Source organism: Synechococcus sp. R65.1, assembly GCF_047461755.1.
Classification (GTDB): domain Bacteria; phylum Cyanobacteriota; class Cyanobacteriia; order Thermostichales; family Thermostichaceae; genus Thermostichus.
Genome location: NZ_JANSHU010000020.1, coordinates 22,981 through 43,219, shown reverse-complemented (window position 1 = coordinate 43,219; position 20,239 = coordinate 22,981). Strand labels below are relative to the sequence as shown.

Annotated in this window: 14 protein-coding genes; 8 read left to right on the top strand and 6 right to left on the bottom strand. The window is 52.5% G+C overall.

The genetic code is table 11. The annotated features are described in order from the left end of the window. The first annotated feature begins 484 nt into the window (after positions 1 to 484). Entirely contained in the window at positions 485 to 2,020 is a 1,536-nt protein-coding gene (locus NW814_RS08975) for an aminotransferase class I/II-fold pyridoxal phosphate-dependent enzyme (RefSeq protein WP_414406027.1), read from the top strand. A gap of 4 nt (positions 2,021 to 2,024) precedes the next feature. Here NW814_RS08975 and NW814_RS08970 read toward each other — a convergent pair whose 3' ends face one another. Next, complete coding sequence (locus tag NW814_RS08970) at positions 2,025 to 3,458, bottom strand: hemolysin family protein (protein WP_414406026.1); 1,434 nt, start codon at positions 3,456 to 3,458, stop codon at positions 2,025 to 2,027. A gap of 162 nt (positions 3,459 to 3,620) precedes the next feature. Here NW814_RS08970 and NW814_RS08965 point away from each other — a divergent pair, with 162 nt between their 5' ends. Together NW814_RS08965 and NW814_RS08960 are read left to right on the top strand one after the other, a co-directional pair. Then, positions 3,621 to 4,535: a branched-chain amino acid transaminase gene (locus NW814_RS08965; RefSeq protein WP_414393039.1), complete on the top strand. Its 915-nt coding sequence runs from the start codon at positions 3,621 to 3,623 to the stop codon at positions 4,533 to 4,535. 59 nt (positions 4,536 to 4,594) lie between these two features. Continuing rightward, positions 4,595 to 5,113 carry a phosphoribosyltransferase gene (locus NW814_RS08960; protein ID WP_414406025.1) on the top strand — a complete coding sequence of 173 codons (519 nt, stop codon included), beginning with the start codon at positions 4,595 to 4,597 and terminating at the stop codon, positions 5,111 to 5,113. A gap of 81 nt (positions 5,114 to 5,194) precedes the next feature. On the opposite strand, the gene NW814_RS08955 is transcribed toward NW814_RS08960, so the two are convergent. Further along, complete coding sequence (locus NW814_RS08955) at positions 5,195 to 8,050, bottom strand: methyltransferase domain-containing protein (protein ID WP_414406024.1); 2,856 nt, start codon at positions 8,048 to 8,050, stop codon at positions 5,195 to 5,197. Positions 8,051 to 8,334: 284 nt separating this feature from the next. Here NW814_RS08955 and NW814_RS08950 point away from each other — a divergent pair, with 284 nt between their 5' ends. Further along, the gene (locus NW814_RS08950; protein ID WP_414406023.1) at positions 8,335 to 8,868 is read left to right on the top strand and encodes a type IV pilin protein; all 534 of its coding nucleotides are present in this window, start codon (positions 8,335 to 8,337) and stop codon (positions 8,866 to 8,868) included. A gap of 109 nt (positions 8,869 to 8,977) precedes the next feature. Here the strand turns inward: NW814_RS08950 and NW814_RS08945 are convergent, their stop codons facing one another. From NW814_RS08945 to NW814_RS08935, 3 genes are all read right to left on the bottom strand, one after another. Beyond that, a complete protein-coding gene (locus NW814_RS08945) occupies positions 8,978 to 9,928 on the bottom strand; it encodes a glycosyltransferase family 2 protein (RefSeq protein WP_414406022.1) in 951 nt (316 codons plus the stop codon). A gap of 17 nt (positions 9,929 to 9,945) precedes the next feature. Beyond that, entirely contained in the window at positions 9,946 to 11,265 is a 1,320-nt protein-coding gene (locus tag NW814_RS08940; RefSeq protein ID WP_414406021.1) for a 2OG-Fe(II) oxygenase, read from the bottom strand. A 210-nt stretch (positions 11,266 to 11,475) separates the two neighbouring features. Beyond that, a complete protein-coding gene (locus tag NW814_RS08935; protein WP_414406020.1) occupies positions 11,476 to 11,820 on the bottom strand; it encodes a hypothetical protein in 345 nt (114 codons plus the stop codon). A gap of 236 nt (positions 11,821 to 12,056) precedes the next feature. On the opposite strand from NW814_RS08935, the gene NW814_RS08930 reads away from it, so the two are divergent. The 3 genes from NW814_RS08930 to NW814_RS08920 all read left to right on the top strand — a co-directional run bounded on the left by NW814_RS08930 (position 12,057) and on the right by NW814_RS08920 (position 16,803). Continuing rightward, positions 12,057 to 12,599, top strand: coding sequence for a hypothetical protein (locus NW814_RS08930; protein ID WP_414406019.1), 543 nt, complete (start codon positions 12,057 to 12,059; stop codon positions 12,597 to 12,599). Positions 12,600 to 12,721: 122 nt separating this feature from the next. After that, the gene (locus NW814_RS08925) at positions 12,722 to 14,083 is read left to right on the top strand and encodes a glycosyltransferase (RefSeq protein WP_414406018.1); all 1,362 of its coding nucleotides are present in this window, start codon (positions 12,722 to 12,724) and stop codon (positions 14,081 to 14,083) included. A 26-nt stretch (positions 14,084 to 14,109) separates the two neighbouring features. Next, the gene (locus NW814_RS08920) at positions 14,110 to 16,803 is read left to right on the top strand and encodes a class I SAM-dependent methyltransferase (RefSeq protein WP_414406017.1); all 2,694 of its coding nucleotides are present in this window, start codon (positions 14,110 to 14,112) and stop codon (positions 16,801 to 16,803) included. A gap of 33 nt (positions 16,804 to 16,836) precedes the next feature. Here NW814_RS08920 and NW814_RS08915 read toward each other — a convergent pair whose 3' ends face one another. Beyond that, the gene (locus NW814_RS08915; protein WP_414406016.1) at positions 16,837 to 17,562 is read right to left on the bottom strand and encodes a Uma2 family endonuclease; all 726 of its coding nucleotides are present in this window, start codon (positions 17,560 to 17,562) and stop codon (positions 16,837 to 16,839) included. Positions 17,563 to 18,022: 460 nt separating this feature from the next. Here NW814_RS08915 and NW814_RS08910 point away from each other — a divergent pair, with 460 nt between their 5' ends. Next, entirely contained in the window at positions 18,023 to 20,191 is a 2,169-nt protein-coding gene (locus NW814_RS08910; protein WP_414406015.1) for an FkbM family methyltransferase, read from the top strand. The last annotated feature ends 48 nt before the right edge of the window (positions 20,192 to 20,239 follow it).

The following is a 20,239-nucleotide window of genomic DNA, read 5'->3' as shown; positions in this document are numbered from 1 at the left end:
CAAGCGCCAATTCCACCTGATTTTCTTGGGGCTGCCCCAGTTGCACCTCCACATCTCGGCCAAAGAAGCCTTGCATTCTCTTCTGGTAGCTTTCCTGCCATTGTTAATAAGGAAACCTTGGGAGAATAACAGAAGCCCTAAGGTATACCGTCCACCCCGCAGTTCTTCTCTGTACTCTCTCACCTTGGGCAGCTCTGCCTCTAGAGGGCCCCGCAGGCCGAAAAACTCCAGATATGCGTTGGCCTCGTAGCTAGTGATGTCGGCGCGGACTCGTTCACGCTCCCCTCAGCAGCAAAGGGATCCCGGCAACAGGCCGATTGGCAAAGCCCCAACCGTGGGGGCAACTCCAGCCAGCAATACTAAGCATCGCAGGCAAAAAGCTACCTGAAACCCAGGCTAGCAGGAAATGTAGCGGCGGTGGACTTAACCCCCACTGGGGTGAATAATTACAGAGACGTCCACCTGGTGTGTTGAGGAGTGGCCTGTGGTTCTATCTCATCTGTCCAGAGCGTCTCATCGCTTGCGCCTGCTGGATCGCAAAGCCCAGGAGCGGGCCCCTCTTTTTGAGGCCATCCGCCACTATTGCAGCTTGGATAAGGCTCCCTTTCACACGCCCGGCCATAAGCAGGGACGGGGGATCGCCACCGACTTGCGGGAGTTTTTGGGAGAGAACGTCTTCCGGGCGGATCTGACCGAGTTGCCGGAGGTGGACAACCTCCACGATCCCGATGGGGTGATCCGGGAGGCCCAGGAGCTGGCTGCAGCGGCCTACGGCGCCGATCGCAGTTGGTTTTTGGTCAACGGCTCCACCTGTGGCGTAGAAACCCTGGTGATGGCGGTGTGCGACCCAGGGGACAAGATCCTACTACCGCGCAACTGTCACAAGTCGGCCATCGCCGGCGTGATCCTCTCTGGGGCCGTGCCCGTCTACATTGAGCCAGATTTTGACTTGGAGCTGGGCATTGCCCACGGCATCACCCCTGCCAGCCTGGAGCAAGCGCTGGCCCAGCACCCCGACGCCAAGGGCGTGTTGGTGGTCAGCCCCACCTACTACGGGGTTTGCTGCGACTTAGAAGCGCTGGCAGCCATTGCCCATGCCCACAACCTGCCTCTGCTAGTGGACGAAGCCCACGGGCCCCACTTTGGCTTTCACCCAGAACTGCCCCTCTCCGCCTTGGAAGCCGGGGCTGACCTGGTGGTGCAGTCCACCCATAAAGTCATCTCCGGCATGACCCAGGCGTCGATGCTGCACCTCAAGGGATCCCGTATCGACCCCAACCGCGTGCGCAACATCCTGCAACTGCTGCAATCGACTAGCCCCAGCTATGTGCTGATGATGTCGCTGGATGTGGCACGGCGGCAGATGGCCCTGGAAGGGGAAGTTCTCCTGGGCCAAGCCCTGGCTTTGGCGGATCAGGCCCGCGCCCGCCTCAACCGTATTTCCGGGATCTTCTGTTTTGGCCCGGAACGCATTGGCTCCACTCCCGGCTTTTTCGATTTGGATCGCACCCGCTTGACCGTGACGGTGTCGGGGCTGGGCCTCTTTGGCTTCGACGCCCACGACTGGGTCAACGAGCACTTCCACGTGCAGCCGGAGATGTCCACCCTGCACAACGTGGTCTTTATTGTTAGCCTCGGCAACACCCAGCGGGATATCGACCGGCTGGTGGAGAGCTTTGCGGCTTTGTCGAAGTATGCCCAGGGATCCCCGCCTTCCCTGGCAATGGCCGAGAAACTGCGGCGCCTGGCCGAATTGAAACGCCCCCCCCTCCCGCCCCAACGGCTCTCGCCGCGGCAGGCCTTTTTTGCCCCCATCGAGCGGATCCCTTTTCAAGAAGCTGTGGGCCGCATCTGTGCCGAAATCATTTCCCCCTACCCGCCTGGGATCCCCATTTTGGTGCCTGGCGAAGAGGTAACCCAAGAGGCAGTGGACTATCTGCTGCTGGTGCACGAGGCGGGCGGCTTCATCAACGGCCCCGAAGACGTGCGGCTGCAGACCCTCAAAGTCGTCAAAACCTAGCTCCTCAACTGCCAGGCTTCGCCGTCTGGGCGGGGGGGAGTGCCGGCAGGGGGCTGGGAGAGTTGCGGCGATGGCGGACAACCTTCACCCGATCCACCCGCGGCCCCTCCATGCGCACCACCTGGAACTCGAGGCCTTGGTAGGTAAACCTTTCCCCTACGCGCGGGATCTTCTGCAGCTGGTAAATCAAAAAGCCTCCCAGCGTTTGGTAATCCTCATGCAAGGGGAGGTTAAGGTGGCAGCGCTCGTTGACCTCTTCAATGTCCAACTGGGCCTGGATGAGGAGGGTATTTTCGTCCAGCTCCTGAATATCCGGCTCCTTCGCCTTGGGATCTGGGCCATCGGAGAGCTTGCCGACGATCTCCTCCACCAGGTCTTGGATGGTGATCAGGCCCGCCGTGCCGCCAAACTCATCCACTAGCACCACCATCGGCCAGTGGTGCCGCTGCATCTCCGGCAAGAGCTCTGCGATCAGCTTGTTTTCCGGCTCAAAGTGAACCTCCCGAATGAAGGGAGCAATGGGGCTGTGCAAATCCAAGGATCCCTTGGCCAGCTCGCCAATGAGCTCCTTGACGTGAATCAGCCCCCGGATGTCGTCCAAAGACTCGCCGTAGACCGGGTAGCGGGAATGCCCTGATTCGGCCACCTCCGCCAGCACCTCCTGGACTGTGGCGGTTTCGGGCACGGCGTCGATGCTGGTGCGCGGGATCATCACCTCGCTGGCCACTGTCTCGCCAAACTCAAAGATGTTGCTCAACAGCTCCCGCTCCTCCGCCTCGATGTTGCCCGACTCCACCGACGAGGCAATCAGCAGCTGTAGCTCCTCCACCGTCATCGTGCTGTAAAAAGAAGTAGCCTCCGGAACGCAGACGCCCAAAAGGCGCAGCACGCAGCGGGAGGAAAACCGCAGGAGCTCCACAAAAGGATGTAAAAAGCGGCTTACCAGTCGGTTGAGCCAGGCCAGCTTTAGGGCAATTGGCTCCGAGTAGAGAATGGCCAGAGTCTTGGGGATCAGCTCCCCCAACACGATCTGCAAATAGGTGAGGAGTGAAAATACCACTACCCCCGACCCACCTTGCACAAGAGCGGGATCCATACCCTGAAACCAGGGCAGTTGCCTCAGAGCCAAGAACAGCGTCGGCGCCACTTGGGTAGCCCCGATCCAGCCCAACAGGACGCTGGCTAGGGTGATGCCCAACTGGGCGGTGGAGAGGGCATACTCCAACTGCTCCTGGGCTTTTTGGACCATTGCCGCCTGGCGGTTCCCCTCACCGGCCAACTGCACCATGCGGGAGCGCCGCGCCGACACCAAGGAAAACTCCACCGCCACAAAGAAAGCGTTGATGAGGAGAAGGGCAATAATCCAGAGGAGACTGAGAGACGCCTCTCCCCACGCAAGCTTAGAGCTAGGTGCCAAGCCTAAAGGAGGGTCGTCCATTAGGGGAGCAGCAAGACGGATAGACAGCATTCTAGCTTAGAGCGCCTCCGGCCCTTGATTTTCTGGCGCCCGTCAGGTGGGCTAGAGAACGGCGGACTCCCGCTGCTGCGTCAATCGGCGATAATATTCCTACCCCTTTTCCTGCTGCAGTAGGTGCCGACCATGCCCGATTTTCTGCCCTACGCCTACTTTCAGGGCCAGATCGTTCCCTTTGCCGAGGCGAAGATCTCCATTGCCACCCATGCTCTGCACTACGGGACGGCAGCGTTTGGCGGCCTGCGCGGGATCCCCGATCCGCAAAATCCGGATCAAGTGCTGGTGTTTCGCCTGGATCGCCACTGCCGACGGCTAAGCCAAAGTGCTCGCCTACTCTGCTTCGATTTGCCTGCGGAGAAGATCGAGCAGGTCATTGTGGAGCTGATCCGGAAAAACCGCCCTTCCACCTCTTTCTACATCCGCCCCTTGGTGTATACCTCCGACCTGGGCATCTCACCGCGGCTGCACAACATCGAGAAAGACTTCTTCGTGTACGGGTTGGAATTGGGAGACTACCTCTCGCCGGAAGGGGTAAGTTGCCGCATCAGCTCATGGGCCCGCCAGGAGGATCGCAGCCTACCGCTGCGGGGCAAGATCACTGGTGCCTACATTACCTCCTCCCTGGCCAAGACCGAGGCAGTACAGTCTGGCTTCGACGAAGCTATCTTAATCAGCTCCCAGGGCAAAGTGAGCGAAGCCTCGGGCATGAACATCTTCATCGTGCGCAACGGCGTGCTGATTACCCCCAGCTTCGACCAGGACATCCTAGAAGGGATCACCCGCGACAGCGTCCTCACCTTGGCCCGCGACCTAGGGATCCCCACCCAAGAACGCCCTGTCGATAAGTCAGAGCTGTTCATCGCTGACGAGGCCTTCCTCACTGGCACCGCCGCCAAGATCACGCCCATCCGCCAGATCGAGCAGTACGTCCTGCCGTCGTCCCGCCCCATTACCGAGCAACTGCGGCAGAAGCTCACAGCCATCATGGAAAACCGGGATCCCGCCTATTCCCACTGGGTAAAGGTGATCCCCCTGAACTAGGTTGCCATCTCCAAGCTGGCTAGGTGCGATATAGATAGTTAGAGCTGGAGAGGGATCCCTTGCACGAGATTTCCATCACCTGGGCCGACTACCACCGCAAAATCGAAGAGCTGGCCGTCAAGGTTTACGAAAGCGGCTGGGAGTTTAACCAAATTGTCTGCATCGCCAAAGGGGGGCTGCGCATTGGCGACACTCTGGCCCGCCTATTCGATCTCCCTCTAGCAATTCTTGCCGCTTCCTCCTACTCCGGCCCTGGCAATCGCCAGCGAGGGCAGCTAATTTTCTCGCGGGATTTGGCCATGACCACCGCCAACCTGGGCAGCCACGTGTTGTTGGTGGACGACTTAGTCGATTCCGGCATGACCCTAAAGCGCTCTGTCCACTGGCTCAAGCACCACTACGGCTTCTACATCGAGGAGATCCGCACCGGCGTACTGTGGTACAAGGCCGCCTCCGTCTATCAACCCGACTACTATGTGGACTATTTGCCGGATAACCCTTGGATCCACCAGCCTTTCGAGCCCTACGAGCAGATGACACCCAAGCAGCTAATGGAGTCCCTGCGCTCTTTGGGTTAAACTGCAAATCTAACTCCTGAGTAAGCTTTTAGATCGACAAGCGGCTCAATACACCGTATTCCGGTTGCTGAAGTTGCACCCCTACTTAGTTGCAACTACATTTAGGCTAACTGGTTCCCCGAGAAAGACCATATCGCTGCAATCATTGAACAGCCCAAATCTGTCCACCTTTCGAATAACCCTGAAACCTACCTGAGCAAGTAAAGCAAATAAGTATTCCCACGAGAAGCCAACTTTATGGTAGTTTTGCTCATCTACTTGGTCACCAAACATCATACGCATAATGCGAAACCTCTGCTCTAAAGAAACTTCATCCTTCAGATAAAGACGGCAGAGAGTAGGCATATCTGGGACACTGATCATCAACTGGCCCCCAAAGCGCAAAACCCGGTGCCACTCTTTGAGAGCAGTAGGTAGTTCACGTGTGTAGTTAAAGCGCTGCAGAATATAGGGAGCGTAGATGGCTTCTATAGAGTTATCTTCAAATTGACTGAGATCAATGGCGCTTCCAACATAATCCACATGGTCTCCTACCTGACTATCTAGAATCTTCCAGTCTGGATGAGGCTGCTTACCTCCAATATGAAGACGAATAGACTCAGCGGGCTTGGGCTCAGCTTGGCAATCTTCTAGAGGAGGAATAGATTGAATAAGTTGATGCTCATAAGCTAGCTCGAAGAAAACTCTCTCCATGGCTTTAGCCAACCGCTTTGGATCCCATACTATTGATCTGTGATATGAATCTCGAATAGTTTGCTTAGCTTTAGCCAAGCGTTCTGGATTATTGCCTAGCTGGATCCCACGCTCAATAAACTCCTCCACCGACCAGGTGATGCAATCCTCGAGGCCAACATTTTTCAGCAGGCTGTAACTCATTCGGCCATAGTAATGCCTGCCCACTAGGGTAAGGACTGGCACACCCATATAGAGAGCTTCCATGGTGTGGGTTGCACCTGTGTAGGGGAAGGTATCCAGAACGAGATCCACTAAGGCTAGTTGGCCACGATGCTCTTCCACACTGCTGGCTTGAGCAAGAAATCGGACGCGATCGAGAACGCCCAGCTCTTTGGCTCTTTCCTGGTAGTGTCTAATAACCGTAGCAATTTCTCCTGATCCTTTGACAATCAAAACTCCGTTGGGAACGGCCTTTAAGATTTGCAGGTGAGCGTCGATACATTTGGGAGTACGTTTGTAAGCACTAGCTGCGGTTAGGAAAACAACATTTTTCGGCTCTATTCTCAGACTAGTCTTAAAGTCTACCTCGTTGGCAGCACAGACGTCCAGATGATCAACAGCACAGTAGCTGGGCAAACGAATAATTCTTTCATGGTAGTCGGCTTGGGCCTCCTCAGGAAGGATATGGGGATCGGCAAAGAAGTAGTCAAATTCCGGCAAACCGACAGCATCTCCACCAAGCCAGCCAATTTGGATAGGAGCGGCCCGCAAAGCTGCTACGATGCTGGCATCGTGACTGGTAAGGGAGTCCATAAAAACCATGATATCGATGCGATCCTCACGAGCTTGGGCAGCTACTTGAGGCGGCTTGGTTTCTCCTGGAAAAAAGCGAAAATGGAGATTTTCGTGAGAGCGAAACTTTCGATACATATTGTCATGACTGGCCATATCTTCATTTTTCCACCCCTGGTAGTAGTAGTAGACAACGTCCAGAAGATCGCGAGATAGGTTCCTGAGAGTAGCCTCACTGAGAAAGCCAACCGAATGTCGCTGAAAGCAGTTACCCAGAAAGCCTACCCTCAGCTTTCGCTTAGTTCTGCCAGATCCGCAGTAGTCTTGCTGATTCTTCTGCCAATATTCCGACCAAAGAAAGTCTCGCTGAGAAGCCATTAAGCTTAGGCAGTCGTTAAAGATTCTACCACCAATTTGTTGGTAATGACGAATCAGAGAGCGATCGTCAGTTAGATAACTCCAACAAAAGCAAACTCGAAACAGAATGGCTTTAGCAATCGTTAGACTCTCGAGTAGATTTTCATCGTTAATTCTTAGTGATTCTAAGTCGGCTTCCCTCGATAAAATTAAGTCTATAATTTTCTGGATAACAAAGTTTACCCGTTCCAGCTGTGCAGCATGGATCAATTTCTCCATGGATTCTGACAGAAGAGATAGACGAAGAGTAAAGTTCTCTTGCACCTGTGAGCTCTCGGCCGCCGTGATGAGAGCTTCTCCTAAAATGGAATAGCCATCACTGGTAGAGTTCTGGAAGAAGGCGCGGGCTGCCCTCTGAAAAAAGTCACCGATTAAGTCCTCTATCGTCCACAAACCTTCATAGCGCTTCGCCTGCTCGGGATCCACCGCATTGGCTAGCTGGGCTAGCAAAGCAGCAAATCCGGATTTCTGGTCCTCCAAAAGACGAGCTTGTAAAGCTGTGGCCACCTCAAAAAACAAATCCAGGTAGCCGTCATCCCATAGCCGAGTGAGAAGTTGAGTCAGGAGGGGCTCCTGGGTAATGTCTAGGGTCTGCTCTTCTCCCAAACTGGCCAATTGCTCCGCCAAAGCCTGCCCGTAAAAGCCCACGGCCAGCTCGTCTTGAGCTTGCAGGGATCGCAACAGTAGAACCTGGGTGTTATCCCGCCGGAATGGATCCAGCTCAAAAGCCAGCTCGCGCAGCTTCAGGCAAACCTGGAAACGTTGTTGCTGCGAATCTTCAGTGGAGCTTTTTTCCAGGCTTTCTGCCAAGGATAGCAACACCTCTACCACCTTCTCTGCCGGCAGGATTCCTGCTTCTACCAAAGGTGTGTAGAGCTGGTAGGCAAGGTTCAGCCGGTTGGCAACCAAGGCCTGCTCCAGCGCCGATAGGGTGATTGCCTCTGGCTCAGAGGGAGAAGCCGACTCATCAGCCAATGAAGATGAGGGGAGGTCACAGAAGCCCCGCAAAAACTCCCGCCAACCCTTTGCGTCTTGCTCTCGGTAGAAAGCCACCAGCCACTCTGCAAAGGCATTGGGAGCCTGCTGAAGCAGTTGCCTAGCTTCCAGGATCTGGGCTTGCAGTGTAGGGTTCATGGGTGGGAAGGAGAGCACTAGTCCTAGTTTGCCCCGCTGCAGCCAGCTCAGCTAGACCACCGGTTTTTGGGCTGCCCCTAGCAGAGATCCGCAATTGCACTCCGTGGGAGGGGACTGTTATGAACTGCCCGCCAGCGGGGTAAGTTAATAGCGGCAGGTAACCTGCACGGTTAACTCTCTAGGTTGTCAAAGGATCGAGTACCATGAGTGCGAAGTCTCGTCAGTCTCTGTTTCGGGCCAAGCTAGCTCAGCATATCCTCTCTGCGTCTAAGGGCTTCACCCTGATTGAGCTTCTGGTGGTAATTGTGATCGTCGGCATTTTGTCGGCGGTGGCGATCCCGCAGTTCTTGAACCAAGTGCGCCGCTCCCGCACGGCTGAAGCCCAGGCAGCTCTTACTGCGGTAGGTCGTGCTTCTGAAGTCTATCGGCTGGACTTCTCCCAGTATCCTAGTGACTACACTACGATTAAGTACGGCTGCCCCACAACCTACTGCGGCGCTAAGCAGGATAAATACATGAATGACCCGTGGAGCGCTCCCAACTACCAGACACCAGTGGCCACCAATATTTCTTCTGTTTCGCCTCAGGGAATACGCTGGGACACCACAGCAAATAACGATAAGTACATCACCGCTTCTGGCAGCAGAATTCAATGCACCATTGGGCTGGGAGCGCAGGAACCAGTAGTGACGACTTTACCTACCTTCGTTGGTAAGAGCTGCAACGTCTTTGACTAGTTTTTATCTCTACTTTATGTACCCCGTGGCTCCCTGTGGGGAGCTTTTTTATTTCAGTTGCTCCAGTCTCCCTCAAGAGTAGGCAAGGGCTCTAGGCTAAACCAGTGAACTAGAGCGAGGACAGTAACTGTGATGGGTAGGAGATGCGAGTAAGAATACCCTTTTCGATGAGGTTCTGGTTGATTGCAGGATTGTCATAAAGTACGAACTCTTGATAGAGGGCTGCCATGCAAGCCATATCTCCTGAGCAGTAGGCATCCCGTGAGGCCAAGTGAAAAGGGAAGCAGATAGGTGTAGATTTTGAGCCCCACCAGTAATCAGGAAAGTTTCCTAGTTGGGCGTATTTCTTGTAGTAGTTCTGAAATCCGCAGTTCAAGTAGTGCAAAACGCAGGGTAAAGATGTTACCAAGGTATAATTTTCAGGAACATCAAAGCCGTGTACGCCATTGGGCAAAAGATCAGGATGGAGCCGAGCTGCCGATTTTCCATTTTGGTAAGCTAGGAAGTATTGGCTCTTACCAGAGATACTTCGAAACTGAGTGTAGAATTCAGGGTTCAAGGTAGCAGGATTCTTCTTAAATAACGTGACCTCGTGAAAGTAATCGCCGATGTCAAATACTTCGGGAGCTGCCTCGTAGTTTAGAAACCTAACTTGGGATATGTTACTGCTTAATTGATCAAAATAATCTGAAGCTGACATCTGGCCAGGATAAAAAAGCTCATCTCCATCAATATGAAGAATCCAGTCCATTTCCTGCTCTAGAGCAAGCTGTATAGCAGTTTCTACGTTAAGGATCTGGCGAGCCATAACTTCATAGCCGATGTGGGGCTCACATGTGGGATAGAGAACATTCCATAACGCTTGTTGAACTTGTAGAGCCTCGTCGTTGGGAATAGCTGTTACATTGGAAAACTTAAGCGCTATCTGTACAGCAGGATCCTCTGGATCGTCAAAGAAGACGTAAATATGGTCGATCCCAATAGCAAGGTGATAGCGAATAAATGACTCTAGGCATAGGCCTGGATCTCGAACAGTGGTTACAATACAAACTCTGGCCATAGTGGAGCTGCAAGCCTTTAGGTGTATTGCTCGGATCCTAGCCATGTGTTGATAGTGAAGCGGCTATCAGCGAAGGCTTGGCTAGGGCTGAACACTGGCAGGATCTCATGCAGACAGCTGCTGGAGAAAAAGACGATGCTGTTGTTGGTCGGGATCACCTCGTCATAGGTTCCGTACAGGATTGGTGGGTGTGGCTTCTGCCTCTGCGTGTCATAGATACGCAGCTCACCTCCTCGGTAGGGCTTTGGTTCTCTGTGAAAGTAATATACACAACTCACTTGTCGAAAAGCGGTTTGCGGGTAGGAGTTATCAGCATGCATGGTAAAGTAGCAACCATCATGGCTAGCAACCATCTCCATTTCGAAGATTTGAATACCAAAATCTTCAATACCAAGCTTAACAAAGATATCGGGAGCCACTGCCGCAATTTTTTCTCTCAGCAGGGATCCATACTCTTGAAAATAAGCATAATCCAGACGTAAGGATCGCCGAAACTTCAGTGACTCAGCTTCGGTGTTGTTTTGGCTATAGCTTCTGGAGGGGATAAACTTATCTTGGTGAGCGATGGCATGCTCTAGAATTGCTTGGTTGACTTCAGCAGGTAGGAAGTTATCTAGCTTAACGTACCTGCAGGGATAAAACCGCGCTGGCTCCGGTGGATCCGGCTGAGCAAAGGTGAGGAACAGTGGACTGGTAGATAGCAATAATCCAGGGGCAGTTGCTTGGATGTAAGCCAGGTCTCGTTCGCTTAAACCTTTGCGCTGGGGATCCCAGCTTAGGAGATAGATACCTTGACCCAGATTGTGAAAAATCTTTTGCAGGTGAAAGCTGGGATCCACCCCCATCAAATCTAGGCTGGCTTGGGCTATGGCTCCGTAGTGGCAATGGTTAACTAAGTACAGGGCTGAGTCGGCCAAATAATCTCGCATCAGTAAAGACTGAAGTAGGCAGGTGCGGTAGTCCGTAAGCTCAGTCCAGAAGCAAACCCCAACCTGAGTCTCTGGGAACCATTCGCCAAGATCTGCCAGGAGGGTAGGAATGGAACCCTCTAGGAGAAGAACCCGTTCTTCTAATCCCAACTGAGAAATTTGGGTTTGGATATCTTCTGTGCTGGTCAGCTTTTGGAATGAGTTCTGCAGAGGATCCCACAGGATTACTGCTAGTTTTTCAGTATAGCGAAGCATTACCTGCAAAATAGCTGCGGATTCTTCCCAGCCAATCTGACAGAAGATTTGTTGAGCAGGAAGACGAGCTAAGGCCCAATCCAATAGCTGGGTGAGGCTTCGGGCTTGCTCCAGTTCTGAGGCAAGATCCTGCGCGAGGTCTTGGCAGAACATGGTGAGGGAATCCTTAGTCCTTAGACCCTTCCTCTAGTCTAGTGTACCCGGATCCACGCCCAGTTCCCGCAGCTTCTGGGCCAGGAGAGCTGCTCGTCGTTCAGCCAGCTCAGCCCGTTGGTGTTCTTGCTCAGCCTCAGTAGGCACCAACTCCCCTGCTTCTGTAGCTCACCGAATCCACTTAGTCTGAATGTCTCGGAAGCTGCCCTGCTATTTCACCAAGTACAGCCCCAAAACCTCGCTTTTCAAGCGCCCCTCTGCATCCGGCTCAATTGGCACATAGGGGACGCTCAGAACCACGAAATAATCGGGCCCCTTGAAATTGCGGCTACGGGCTTGCTCCAGGCTGTAGTAGAGAAACATGTTGCCGCCAACAAAACCATCAGAACGCGGCTGCAGCCAGGTTTGGGTAACGGAGATAAGCAAATCTGCCTGGCACTTGTGCCGCCAGCTCTCCATGGGCTCGCCGTCGTCGTAGGGAAGTTCGTCTTGGGTGGGGGGCCATTCGGGTAGATAAACTGGATGATTCGGCAGGTCAATCGCAGGGTTGCTCATAACTAACCTATGCTTGGCTTGTTGCCCTCTAGAGTAAAGGGATCCCTCACCAGTTGACCTAGCTTCTAGAACCAAGCTGAGGCGATTGGGGGCTAAGCTCTGCCTAGAGTCCAGCAAAGGAAAGCTGGACGAGGGTTTTGCCAGAGCCCCAGGGCGTGAAGTTGGCTTTATAGCCTAGAGCTGATAAGCTTCCATAGAAGCTGGCAGGGCTGAATGCCCAAGTGGGAGGTTGGGAGATGGAGGATATCAAAGCTGCAGCCCCACGTATTCTTCTCAGCTGGCCAGCTCCACCAGACTACATCCGCCCCCCCTTGCTCTCCCAGCGACAAGTTACTCTTTGCCCTAGAGCAAAAGGCTTTGGGCTGGGCTTCGTCGATCCCCTCGAAAGCCTAGTGGAGTGTCCAGGGGAAGATTATGACCTGTTTGACTTTGTGCAGCAATCTAAGCAGATTCCAGACAAGGGGTTTGACCTAGTTGTTGTTTGGACTTCGAGCTTCGACTACAGCAATCCTCTTAATACCAAAAAGTTTGGCCGTCCAACTGTTTTACTGGCTGGAGACACCCACCACTGGAAATTCCCCATCAACCATCTGTTGACCTACTGGATCACCGAAGGCTTCGACTATGTAGCTACTGCCTACAACCGCCAGCATTTGCACTGGTTTGCTGCAGCGGGCGTGGAAAACCTGGCCTGGTTGCCTCTCATCTCCTTGCACACTGTCAGCCACGAGTGGGTGGAAAGTTGTCTTCATTGGACAGAAAGGATCCCGTCATCCTAGGCGCTCCCGCCTGGTTCAAGCCATAAAGCGAGCGGAGTTGCCCATCCTCATCAAAACGGCCAACCGCCAAGAGGCAGCCAAATGGTTTGCCCATTCTCTGATTTCCTTTAACTGCAGCCAAAATGGGGATTCTGAACTTAAGGAACCTGGAAGTGATTTCTACAGGGGGCTTTCTGCTCACCGACCAGCTCTCCTTCGCCTCAGGATTGGACGAACTTTTGGCGCCCAGCACCTACTGCGACACCTACAACTCCGAAGCCGAACTCCTGGAAAAAGTTTGCTACTACCTAGACCATCCCCAAGAAGCCATTCAAATTGCCCGCCGCGCTTATCACACTTTCGACCAACACTGGCATCCCCGCCACCGCATCCAGAACCTCTTGGACTGGGTGTTTGGGGGAGAGCTGCCGGAGCCCTTTCGTTACTCGCCCCGCTCTGATGTGCGCTACTTTGTCAGCACGGCCAGCTCTGCCTGGATAGACACACGACTAGGAATCTACGAGCCCATTCAAGAGCTGCATCGCGTGCAGGAGCGACTGAGGGTATTTGTTGGCCGAGGCTGTCCTGGGGTGATAGCCGCGGACTTGCTGGACTTGCCGCGGCTGGAGCTGTACGTGGAAGAGGGGTTTGGGGATCCCTGTGGTCTGCTGCAGCAGAAGGGAGTGCCCGAGCGAGTTCATGAGGTGAGGGGGGAGCCAGCCAGTTGGCCTAGTTTTGATGCTGTGGTGTGCACAGCTGAGGACTTGCAGCGGCTGGGGCGGCCTGTGAGGGCTAACTTTGCTTTTGTCTTGGCAGAGGACCACCAACTTCTTTTGGCCAATGCCAGTAAGTTAATGGAAGCAGTGTTGACTGGCTTTGACTTTGGCAAACTCAGGTTTTCGGTAAGGCTCTACCCAGACACCGTTTTTTACGAGAGGACGTATCTTAACTTTCCTGTGTTTCTGTCTAGTCAGGTGCAGACGGTTATCGACATCGGAGCTGGGGTAGGCCTTGGTAGCGTTTGTTTTCGGGGTTTCTGCCCTGAGGCGGCTATTCACTGTTTCGAGGTGGATCCCTTGGCCTTGCACCTGCTGCAGCAGAATGCTCTTGGCCTGGGCAACTGCTTTGTGCATCCGGTGGGGCTGGCGGGGCAGGATAGTTGCAGAACTTGTCGGCTCTGGCCGGAGGATCCTCAGGCCGAGTGGGGAGTGGAGCAGCTGCTCCCTTTCCGGGAAGCCAGGGCAGCCCTCAAGGAGTTGGGTTTGGAGCCCATCGATGTGCTCAGGGTGGCTACAGGTGGAGATGAGGTGGAGGTGTTGACCAGCTTGCAAGAGCAGCTCAAAGACATCAAGGTGATTTACGTGGAGTTTACTTCTGAGCAAGACCGCAAGCAGATTGACCAGATGTTGGATCCCTCTCATCTCCTCTGGCAGGGGGAGATCATAGCCGGTCAAAAGGGAGCTCTTTGCTACATAAACAGATTTCATCTTTTCGACAAGAAGTAAGGTCTTAGAGAGGAGAGATAGAAGTCATGAACTCAACTATCATCGTTACAGGTGCCGATAGCAAGTTTTTTGAATTGGTTCAGGGAACTATTCTCTCTATTCGAGAAAAGCCACAGGGCAACTCTGTAGATATTGGATTTTTTGATGTAGGGTGTACGCCAGAGCAGTTGCAATGGATAGGTCAGTACGTTGACTATATCGTAGAGCCAGATTGGAATTACAACGTTCCTGATGTCGATAAACAGCCTAGGTACCTCAAAGCGCTGGTCTCTAGACCTTTTTTGCCTGAATATTTCCCAGGTTATGAAGTTTACATTTGGATTGATGCAGATGCTTGGGTGCAAGACTGGTCTGCGATTGATCTTCTTGTCTTAGGAGCAAAAAGAAAGAGCCTCTCAATAGTTCCAGAGTTAGTAGCTAAACATAAGAATAGACCCTGGATGCAAACTTGGATATCTTGGCACTACCACCTTTACTTCTACCACACGGAATTTGATCGCTTAGATATAGAGCCTCTGCTAAATGCTGGTGTGTTCTCTGGTGCCAGACAGTCTATTCATTGGTCAATATGGGGCAAAAGATTAGGTCAAGCTATTTCTAGGTGCCTTGATTTGTGGACAGACCAGTTTGCTCTAAACGTGGCTATTTATAGAGATATGGGTCTGGATAGAGTTGAACTTTTGCCATTAAATTGCAACTGGCTAGCCCATTATGAGATGCCCCAATGGGATTTGCAAAGGAAGATTTGGGTGGATCCTTTTCCTCCTCACAATCCAGTAGGAATCATACATCTTACAGCCGACGTTAAGGTGAGACCAACTCATATTGCGCTTACAACTGAAGGTTTTAAGATTGAAGCTAGCTTGCGGTATTCAGGCATCATCTCCACTCCGGTCAAGAGATACGACTACGTATCGCCTAACCAGATTAGAATACATCTTGACCATAGCTTTCCTTCAATGATTGCGGCCGAGCCAAGCTCTCACCCCTGGCCTTATCTACGGAAAGAAGTTCCTCACCTTTGGCATACGGATCTACGTCAACCTACCATCGGCTTTGTTAGTCGGGACGAGGCTCATATTCTGTACAATACTGCCCTTAAGCTACAAGGAAAAAACGCCCTAGAGATCGGCTGTTGGCTAGGTTGGTCAACTGCGCACCTGGCGGCAGGAGGAGTTATTCTCGATGTGGTAGATCCTGCTCTGGCCGATCCCCAGATTTATGGAAGTGTGGATCAATCTCTTCGCTCGGCTGGAGTTCGCTCTAATGTCAATCTCTACCCTGGCTATAGCCCAGGGAAGGTGGAGGAGATTGCCCAGCAAGAGGATCGTCGCTGGTCTCTGATTTTCATCGATGGGAATCATGACTCACCAGCCCCCTTGCAGGATGCTCAAGTGGCAGAGCGCTATGCTGCTGAGGATGCCTTGATTCTGTTTCATGATCTAGCCTCGCCGGATGTGGCTGAAGGTTTGAATTACTTGAGAGACAGGGGCTGGAACACGATGATTTACCAGACCATGCAAATTATGGGAGTGGCCTGGCGAGGCAATGTCAAGCCCGTTGAGCATATTCCAGACCCTGCTGTGAATTGGACATTGCCAGAGCACCTCAAGGACTATCCGGTCTGTAACCTTGAGTTGTCTAGGGTGCTAGAGAAAGTTAAATCTTTTACCTTGCTGGGCTTTGAGCGTCTTTGGAGCCTTTATTCACTGGCTAAGCAGGTTTGTGAAGAAGACATTCCTGGGAACTTTGTAGAATGTGGTGTTTGCAGGGGTGGAAGCTCAGCTTTGCTGGCCTGGGTGATTAAGAACTACAGCCGTCGACCTCGCAGGCTATATGCTTTCGATACCTTCTCAGGTATGCCTGATCCAACAGAGGTGGATCGAGATTATCGAGGAGTTGCTGCCAACGATACGGGTTTTGGATCCGGTGCTTTAGCGGCACCCATTTCGGAGAACTTAGAGGTGATTGCCAGGGAACTAGGGGTCTGGGATCTCATTGTCCCCGTACCAGGGCTGTTTGCTGACACCTTGCCTGCCTATCGAGAGCAGGTGGGTGAGATTGCTCTGCTGCATGCAGATGCTGACTGGTATCAATCAACGATGGATATTTTTCATCATTTCTATGATCAGGTTCATTCCCAAGGATTCATCCAAATCGATGATTACGGACACTGGCAAGGATGTTGCAAAGCTGTTCATGACTTCGAGCAGGAAATCAGAGCCTTTTTTCAGCTCCATAGTGTCGATTACTCAGGAGTTTGGCTGAGTCCTTCTGAGAACTGGCTAGTGGTTAGAGATGGCCTAACAGAAATCTCTAAATCAGAAAGGATCCGCTTGAGTAAGATCAACGTGGGCCTTTTCCCCTACTGGGAAATGGAGACAGAGCAGCTTATCCAAGAACTGGAGGGCTTGCTGGAGCCAATTCTGCGCAGTCCTCAGCCAGAAGACTATGCTCTGATCTTCCTAGGGGATCCGGATCCGCAACTGGCCAATCAAACTCTGGAGATAGCTGCAGGCAACATAGCTCTCAGGCTCATGGAAGAGGGGTTAGAGCTCAGTAGAGAGCCGTTCTGTTCAGTGGTAGCTGGCTTGAACCCCTATCAATGGGAGAGACTCATTCCCCAACTCAACTATCGCTATCCCTTGAAGCGGGAGCGCTTTCCCAAGGGATTACGGCCTGCTATTCAAAAGCTACCTGTGTTGCTGTTGGCCTCCTAAGGATCCATCTGTTGTCTTGAGTTACTTGGCTGTCTACAGGGCGTCTGGATCTACCCCTAGCTCTTGTAGCTTCCGGGCCAGGCGCCCTGCCCGTTGTTCGGCCTGCTCAGCCCTTTGCCGCTCCAGTTCGGCCTCAGTGGGTACCAGTTCCCCAGCAGCAGTGGCCCAGCGAATCCAGGTGGCCTCGATGTCCCGAAACCTGCCCTCCCACTTCACTAGGCACAATCCCAAAACCTCGCTCGGCAAGCAACCCTCTGCATCCTCTTGAATTGGCTCATAGCGGCCGCCCCTTAGCCGAAACCCCGCCCAGTCCTCTGGCTCAAACGGGTCAAACCAAAAGTACTCCGGCACCCGGATAATCTGCTCATAAAGTTGCTTTTTGCTTGTCTTGTCCTCCTGGGCAGTGCTGGGAGAAAGAAGCTCAATCACCACGTCCGGCCCTTTGCCCTGCTCCCAAATCACCCAGCTTTTGCGCTCGCCTTTAGGCACACCCAACACCACAAAATAATCCGGCCCTTTGAAATTGCGGCCGCGGGTCTGCTCCAAGCTGTAGTAGAGAAACATATTGCCACCGACAAAGCCATCAGGGCGCTGCTGCAGCCAGGTTTGGGTAGTGGAGATGAGCAAGTCCATCTGGCACCTGTGCCGCCAGCTTTCCATAGGTTCGCTGTCGTCGTAGGGGAGCTCGTCTTGGGTGGGGGGCAACTCGGGTAGATAAACCGGATCCAGCACCTCAGTAATTGGGTTCGGGTTAGTCATTGCCAGTTCTCCTCTCTTTACCCTTACAAGGTATCGGGATCCACCCCTAGCTCCCGCAGCTTCTGGGCCAGGTGCTCTGCTCATTGTTCGGCCTGCTCAGCCCTTTGCCGCTCCAGTTCGGCCTCGGTGGGCACCAATTCCCCAGAAGCAGTGGCCCAGCAAACCCACGCGGCCTCAATGTCTGGAAACCTTCCTCCATCTCATTGTTGCCAGCAAAGCAGCTGGGGCGCTGCTGCGACCAGGCTTGGGTAACGCAGATGAGTGAGTCCATTTGGCACTTGCGCTGCCCGCTTTCCGCGAATGCACCGTCTAACTTGGTAGGTGTGTAGGTATAATCAGCACTTGGCTCCTGACTTTGTCATTATGGATGCACGTAGGGCAGGATAGTGCAAAACTAGCCCTCTTTGTAGCCTGGGCAGAAGCTACACTTTGTCAGCAGCACTGATTAGAAGGACGAGCCATGGAAAATTCCAACAAAGAAACTCTGCAACCGCGAGTTCTCCTGAGCTGGCCAATTCCGCCAGACTACGTCCCACCGCCGCAGTTTTCAGATCGGCAAGTAACTGTCTGTCCCAAAGAAAAAGTGGGGGGCTATGGACTAGGCTATGTCAACCGTCGTGAAGGCTTGGTGGAGTGTCCGGAAGGAGATTATGACCTCTATGACTTTGTCCAGCAGTCTGATCAGATTGTGGATAAAGAGTTTGACTTGGTGATTGTACGAGCTTCCAGCTGCGAACACAGCAACCCCTTCAACACGAAAAAATTTGGCTGTCCAACCGTCTTACTAGCCGGAACCACGCATCATTGCCACTTCCCCATCCAACATCTTTTGGCCTACTGGGCCGTTGAAGCCTTTGATTATGTTGTTACTGCTCACAACCGCCAGCACCTGCACTGGTTTGCCGCGGCGGGCGCGGAAAACCTGGCCTGGCTACCTCTCATCTCCATGCATACGGTTGTCCACAAGTGGGTAGAAGCAAGAGAAAGCCAAGTTGTCTTTATTGGCCATCAGGGATCCGGGCATCCCAGACGTTCCCGTCTGGTCGAAGCCATAAAGAGGGCACACTTGCCCATTCTTGCCAAAACTGCCAACCGTCAAGAGGCAGCCCGCCTATTTGCCGAATCGCTGATTTCGTTTAACTGCAGCATGAATGGGGATCTGAACCTTAGGAACCTGGAAGTGATTTCTGCGGGTGGCTTTTTGCTGACAGACAAGCTCTCCTTTGCATCCGGCTTTGATGAGTATCTGAGCCCCGGCTTATACTGCGACGTCTATAGTTCTGAGCTGGAGCTAGTTGAGAAAATCAAGTTTTACCTAGAAAATCCAGGGCTGGCTCTAGAGATAGCTAAAAGAGCTTATGAAAAGTTTCTTGTGGACTGGCATCCCAGGCATCGGATAGCCGATCTGATGAATTGGGTTTTCAAGGGAGAGCTACCCAACTTTTACGCAGCTAAGTCCGATCCCAGATTTTTCATTAGCACTGCCTACAGAGATCTTGTCAATACACGCCTTGCTATCTACGAACCTGTTCAGGAGTTACACCGTGTAGAGGAGCAACTTAAGGTACTGGTTAGCAAAGACTGCCCAGTAGCAGTTGTGGCAGATCTCCTGGATCTGCCGAGACTAGAAGTCTATGCTGAGGCCGGGTTCCCAGTGTCTGAGCTTCCCAAGGACGAGAGGGTCGTTTCCAGAGTACATGTCTGGGAGGAAGAGTCCAGCCACTTAGGTACTGCGACTTGGGATGTTCTGATTGCCAGATCCAACAGCCATCTTACTTCTCGACTCCTGCCCTACTCAAAATTTGTTTTTGTCCTTGATGAACAAAATCAGTTGGTGTTCTCGAACGCAACAAAGTTAGCGAACATTGAAAGACTTTTCTTGAGCGCGACTAGAGCGGATGGATCTTCTTGGACACTACATCTCAATTTTTATAGGGAGGAAGAAGACGCAGCGCTATTTGCGACTCTTACGACTGACGAAATCTTTAGTAAGCAGTCATATCCTTTTTTAAACTTCGTCGATGGCGTATCAATAATTGTTGATGTAGGAGCAAACATAGGCATCGCAAGCGCCTACTTTCGAATGCTTTATCCAAATGCTACTATTCTTTGCTTCGAGCCTGACCCTGTAGCTCTTCACTTGCTGAAGCTAAACAGCCTAGAGATAGGCGGCTGCACTGTATACCCTTTTGGGCTGTACAGTGATGATATCACCAAGACTTTCTACAGTAGTCTTGTAACGGCCTGTTGGAGTTCGATACACAAGAACCAACATGGTGACTTTCCAAGAGTTGTACAGCTTGTAAAGGCAAGCTCATTCCTAGGCTCATTTCTAAGGAGTGTTGGCGCTTACAACATCGATATTCTCAAGATAGATACTGAAGGTAGTGAGACCCAAATATTAAAGGATTTGTTCGAAATTCTAGTCGACATTAAGATAATATACCTAGAGTTTCACTCTGAAGAAGATAGACGATTAATAGACCAGATCCTGTGCCCTACCCATGTTTTGTACAAGGGAAACATAGTTCACACACATAGAGGTACTCTTTGCTACTTGAGTAGAAGGTATATCCTTCATGACGTTTCAATAGAACCTCTTCGGTCAAAAGTTCTCCCAGTCAGCTAGAAATCGCAGGAGCCCCGCACTGTACCCGTAGGGTCAGTGCCGGGAGGA

What these genes read in the sequence shown, in the direction of transcription:
- NW814_RS08970 (WP_414406026.1), bottom strand. Translation starts at nt 3,458, where the DNA reads ATGGACGACCCTCCTTTAGGCTTGGCACCTAGCTCTAAGCTTGCGTGG.
- NW814_RS08965 (WP_414393039.1), top strand. Translation starts at nt 3,621, where the DNA reads ATGCCCGATTTTCTGCCCTACGCCTACTTTCAGGGCCAGATCGTTCCC.
- NW814_RS08950 (WP_414406023.1), top strand. Translation starts at nt 8,335, where the DNA reads ATGAGTGCGAAGTCTCGTCAGTCTCTGTTTCGGGCCAAGCTAGCTCAG.
- NW814_RS08945 (WP_414406022.1), bottom strand. Translation starts at nt 9,928, where the DNA reads ATGGCCAGAGTTTGTATTGTAACCACTGTTCGAGATCCAGGCCTATGC.
- NW814_RS08940 (WP_414406021.1), bottom strand. Translation starts at nt 11,265, where the DNA reads ATGTTCTGCCAAGACCTCGCGCAGGATCTTGCCTCAGAACTGGAGCAA.
- NW814_RS08935 (WP_414406020.1), bottom strand. Translation starts at nt 11,820, where the DNA reads ATGAGCAACCCTGCGATTGACCTGCCGAATCATCCAGTTTATCTACCC.
- NW814_RS08930 (WP_414406019.1), top strand. Translation starts at nt 12,057, where the DNA reads ATGGAGGATATCAAAGCTGCAGCCCCACGTATTCTTCTCAGCTGGCCA.
- NW814_RS08925 (WP_414406018.1), top strand. Translation starts at nt 12,722, where the DNA reads ATGGGGATTCTGAACTTAAGGAACCTGGAAGTGATTTCTACAGGGGGC.
- NW814_RS08920 (WP_414406017.1), top strand. Translation starts at nt 14,110, where the DNA reads ATGAACTCAACTATCATCGTTACAGGTGCCGATAGCAAGTTTTTTGAA.
- NW814_RS08915 (WP_414406016.1), bottom strand. Translation starts at nt 17,562, where the DNA reads ATGACTAACCCGAACCCAATTACTGAGGTGCTGGATCCGGTTTATCTA.
- NW814_RS08910 (WP_414406015.1), top strand. Translation starts at nt 18,023, where the DNA reads ATGGAAAATTCCAACAAAGAAACTCTGCAACCGCGAGTTCTCCTGAGC.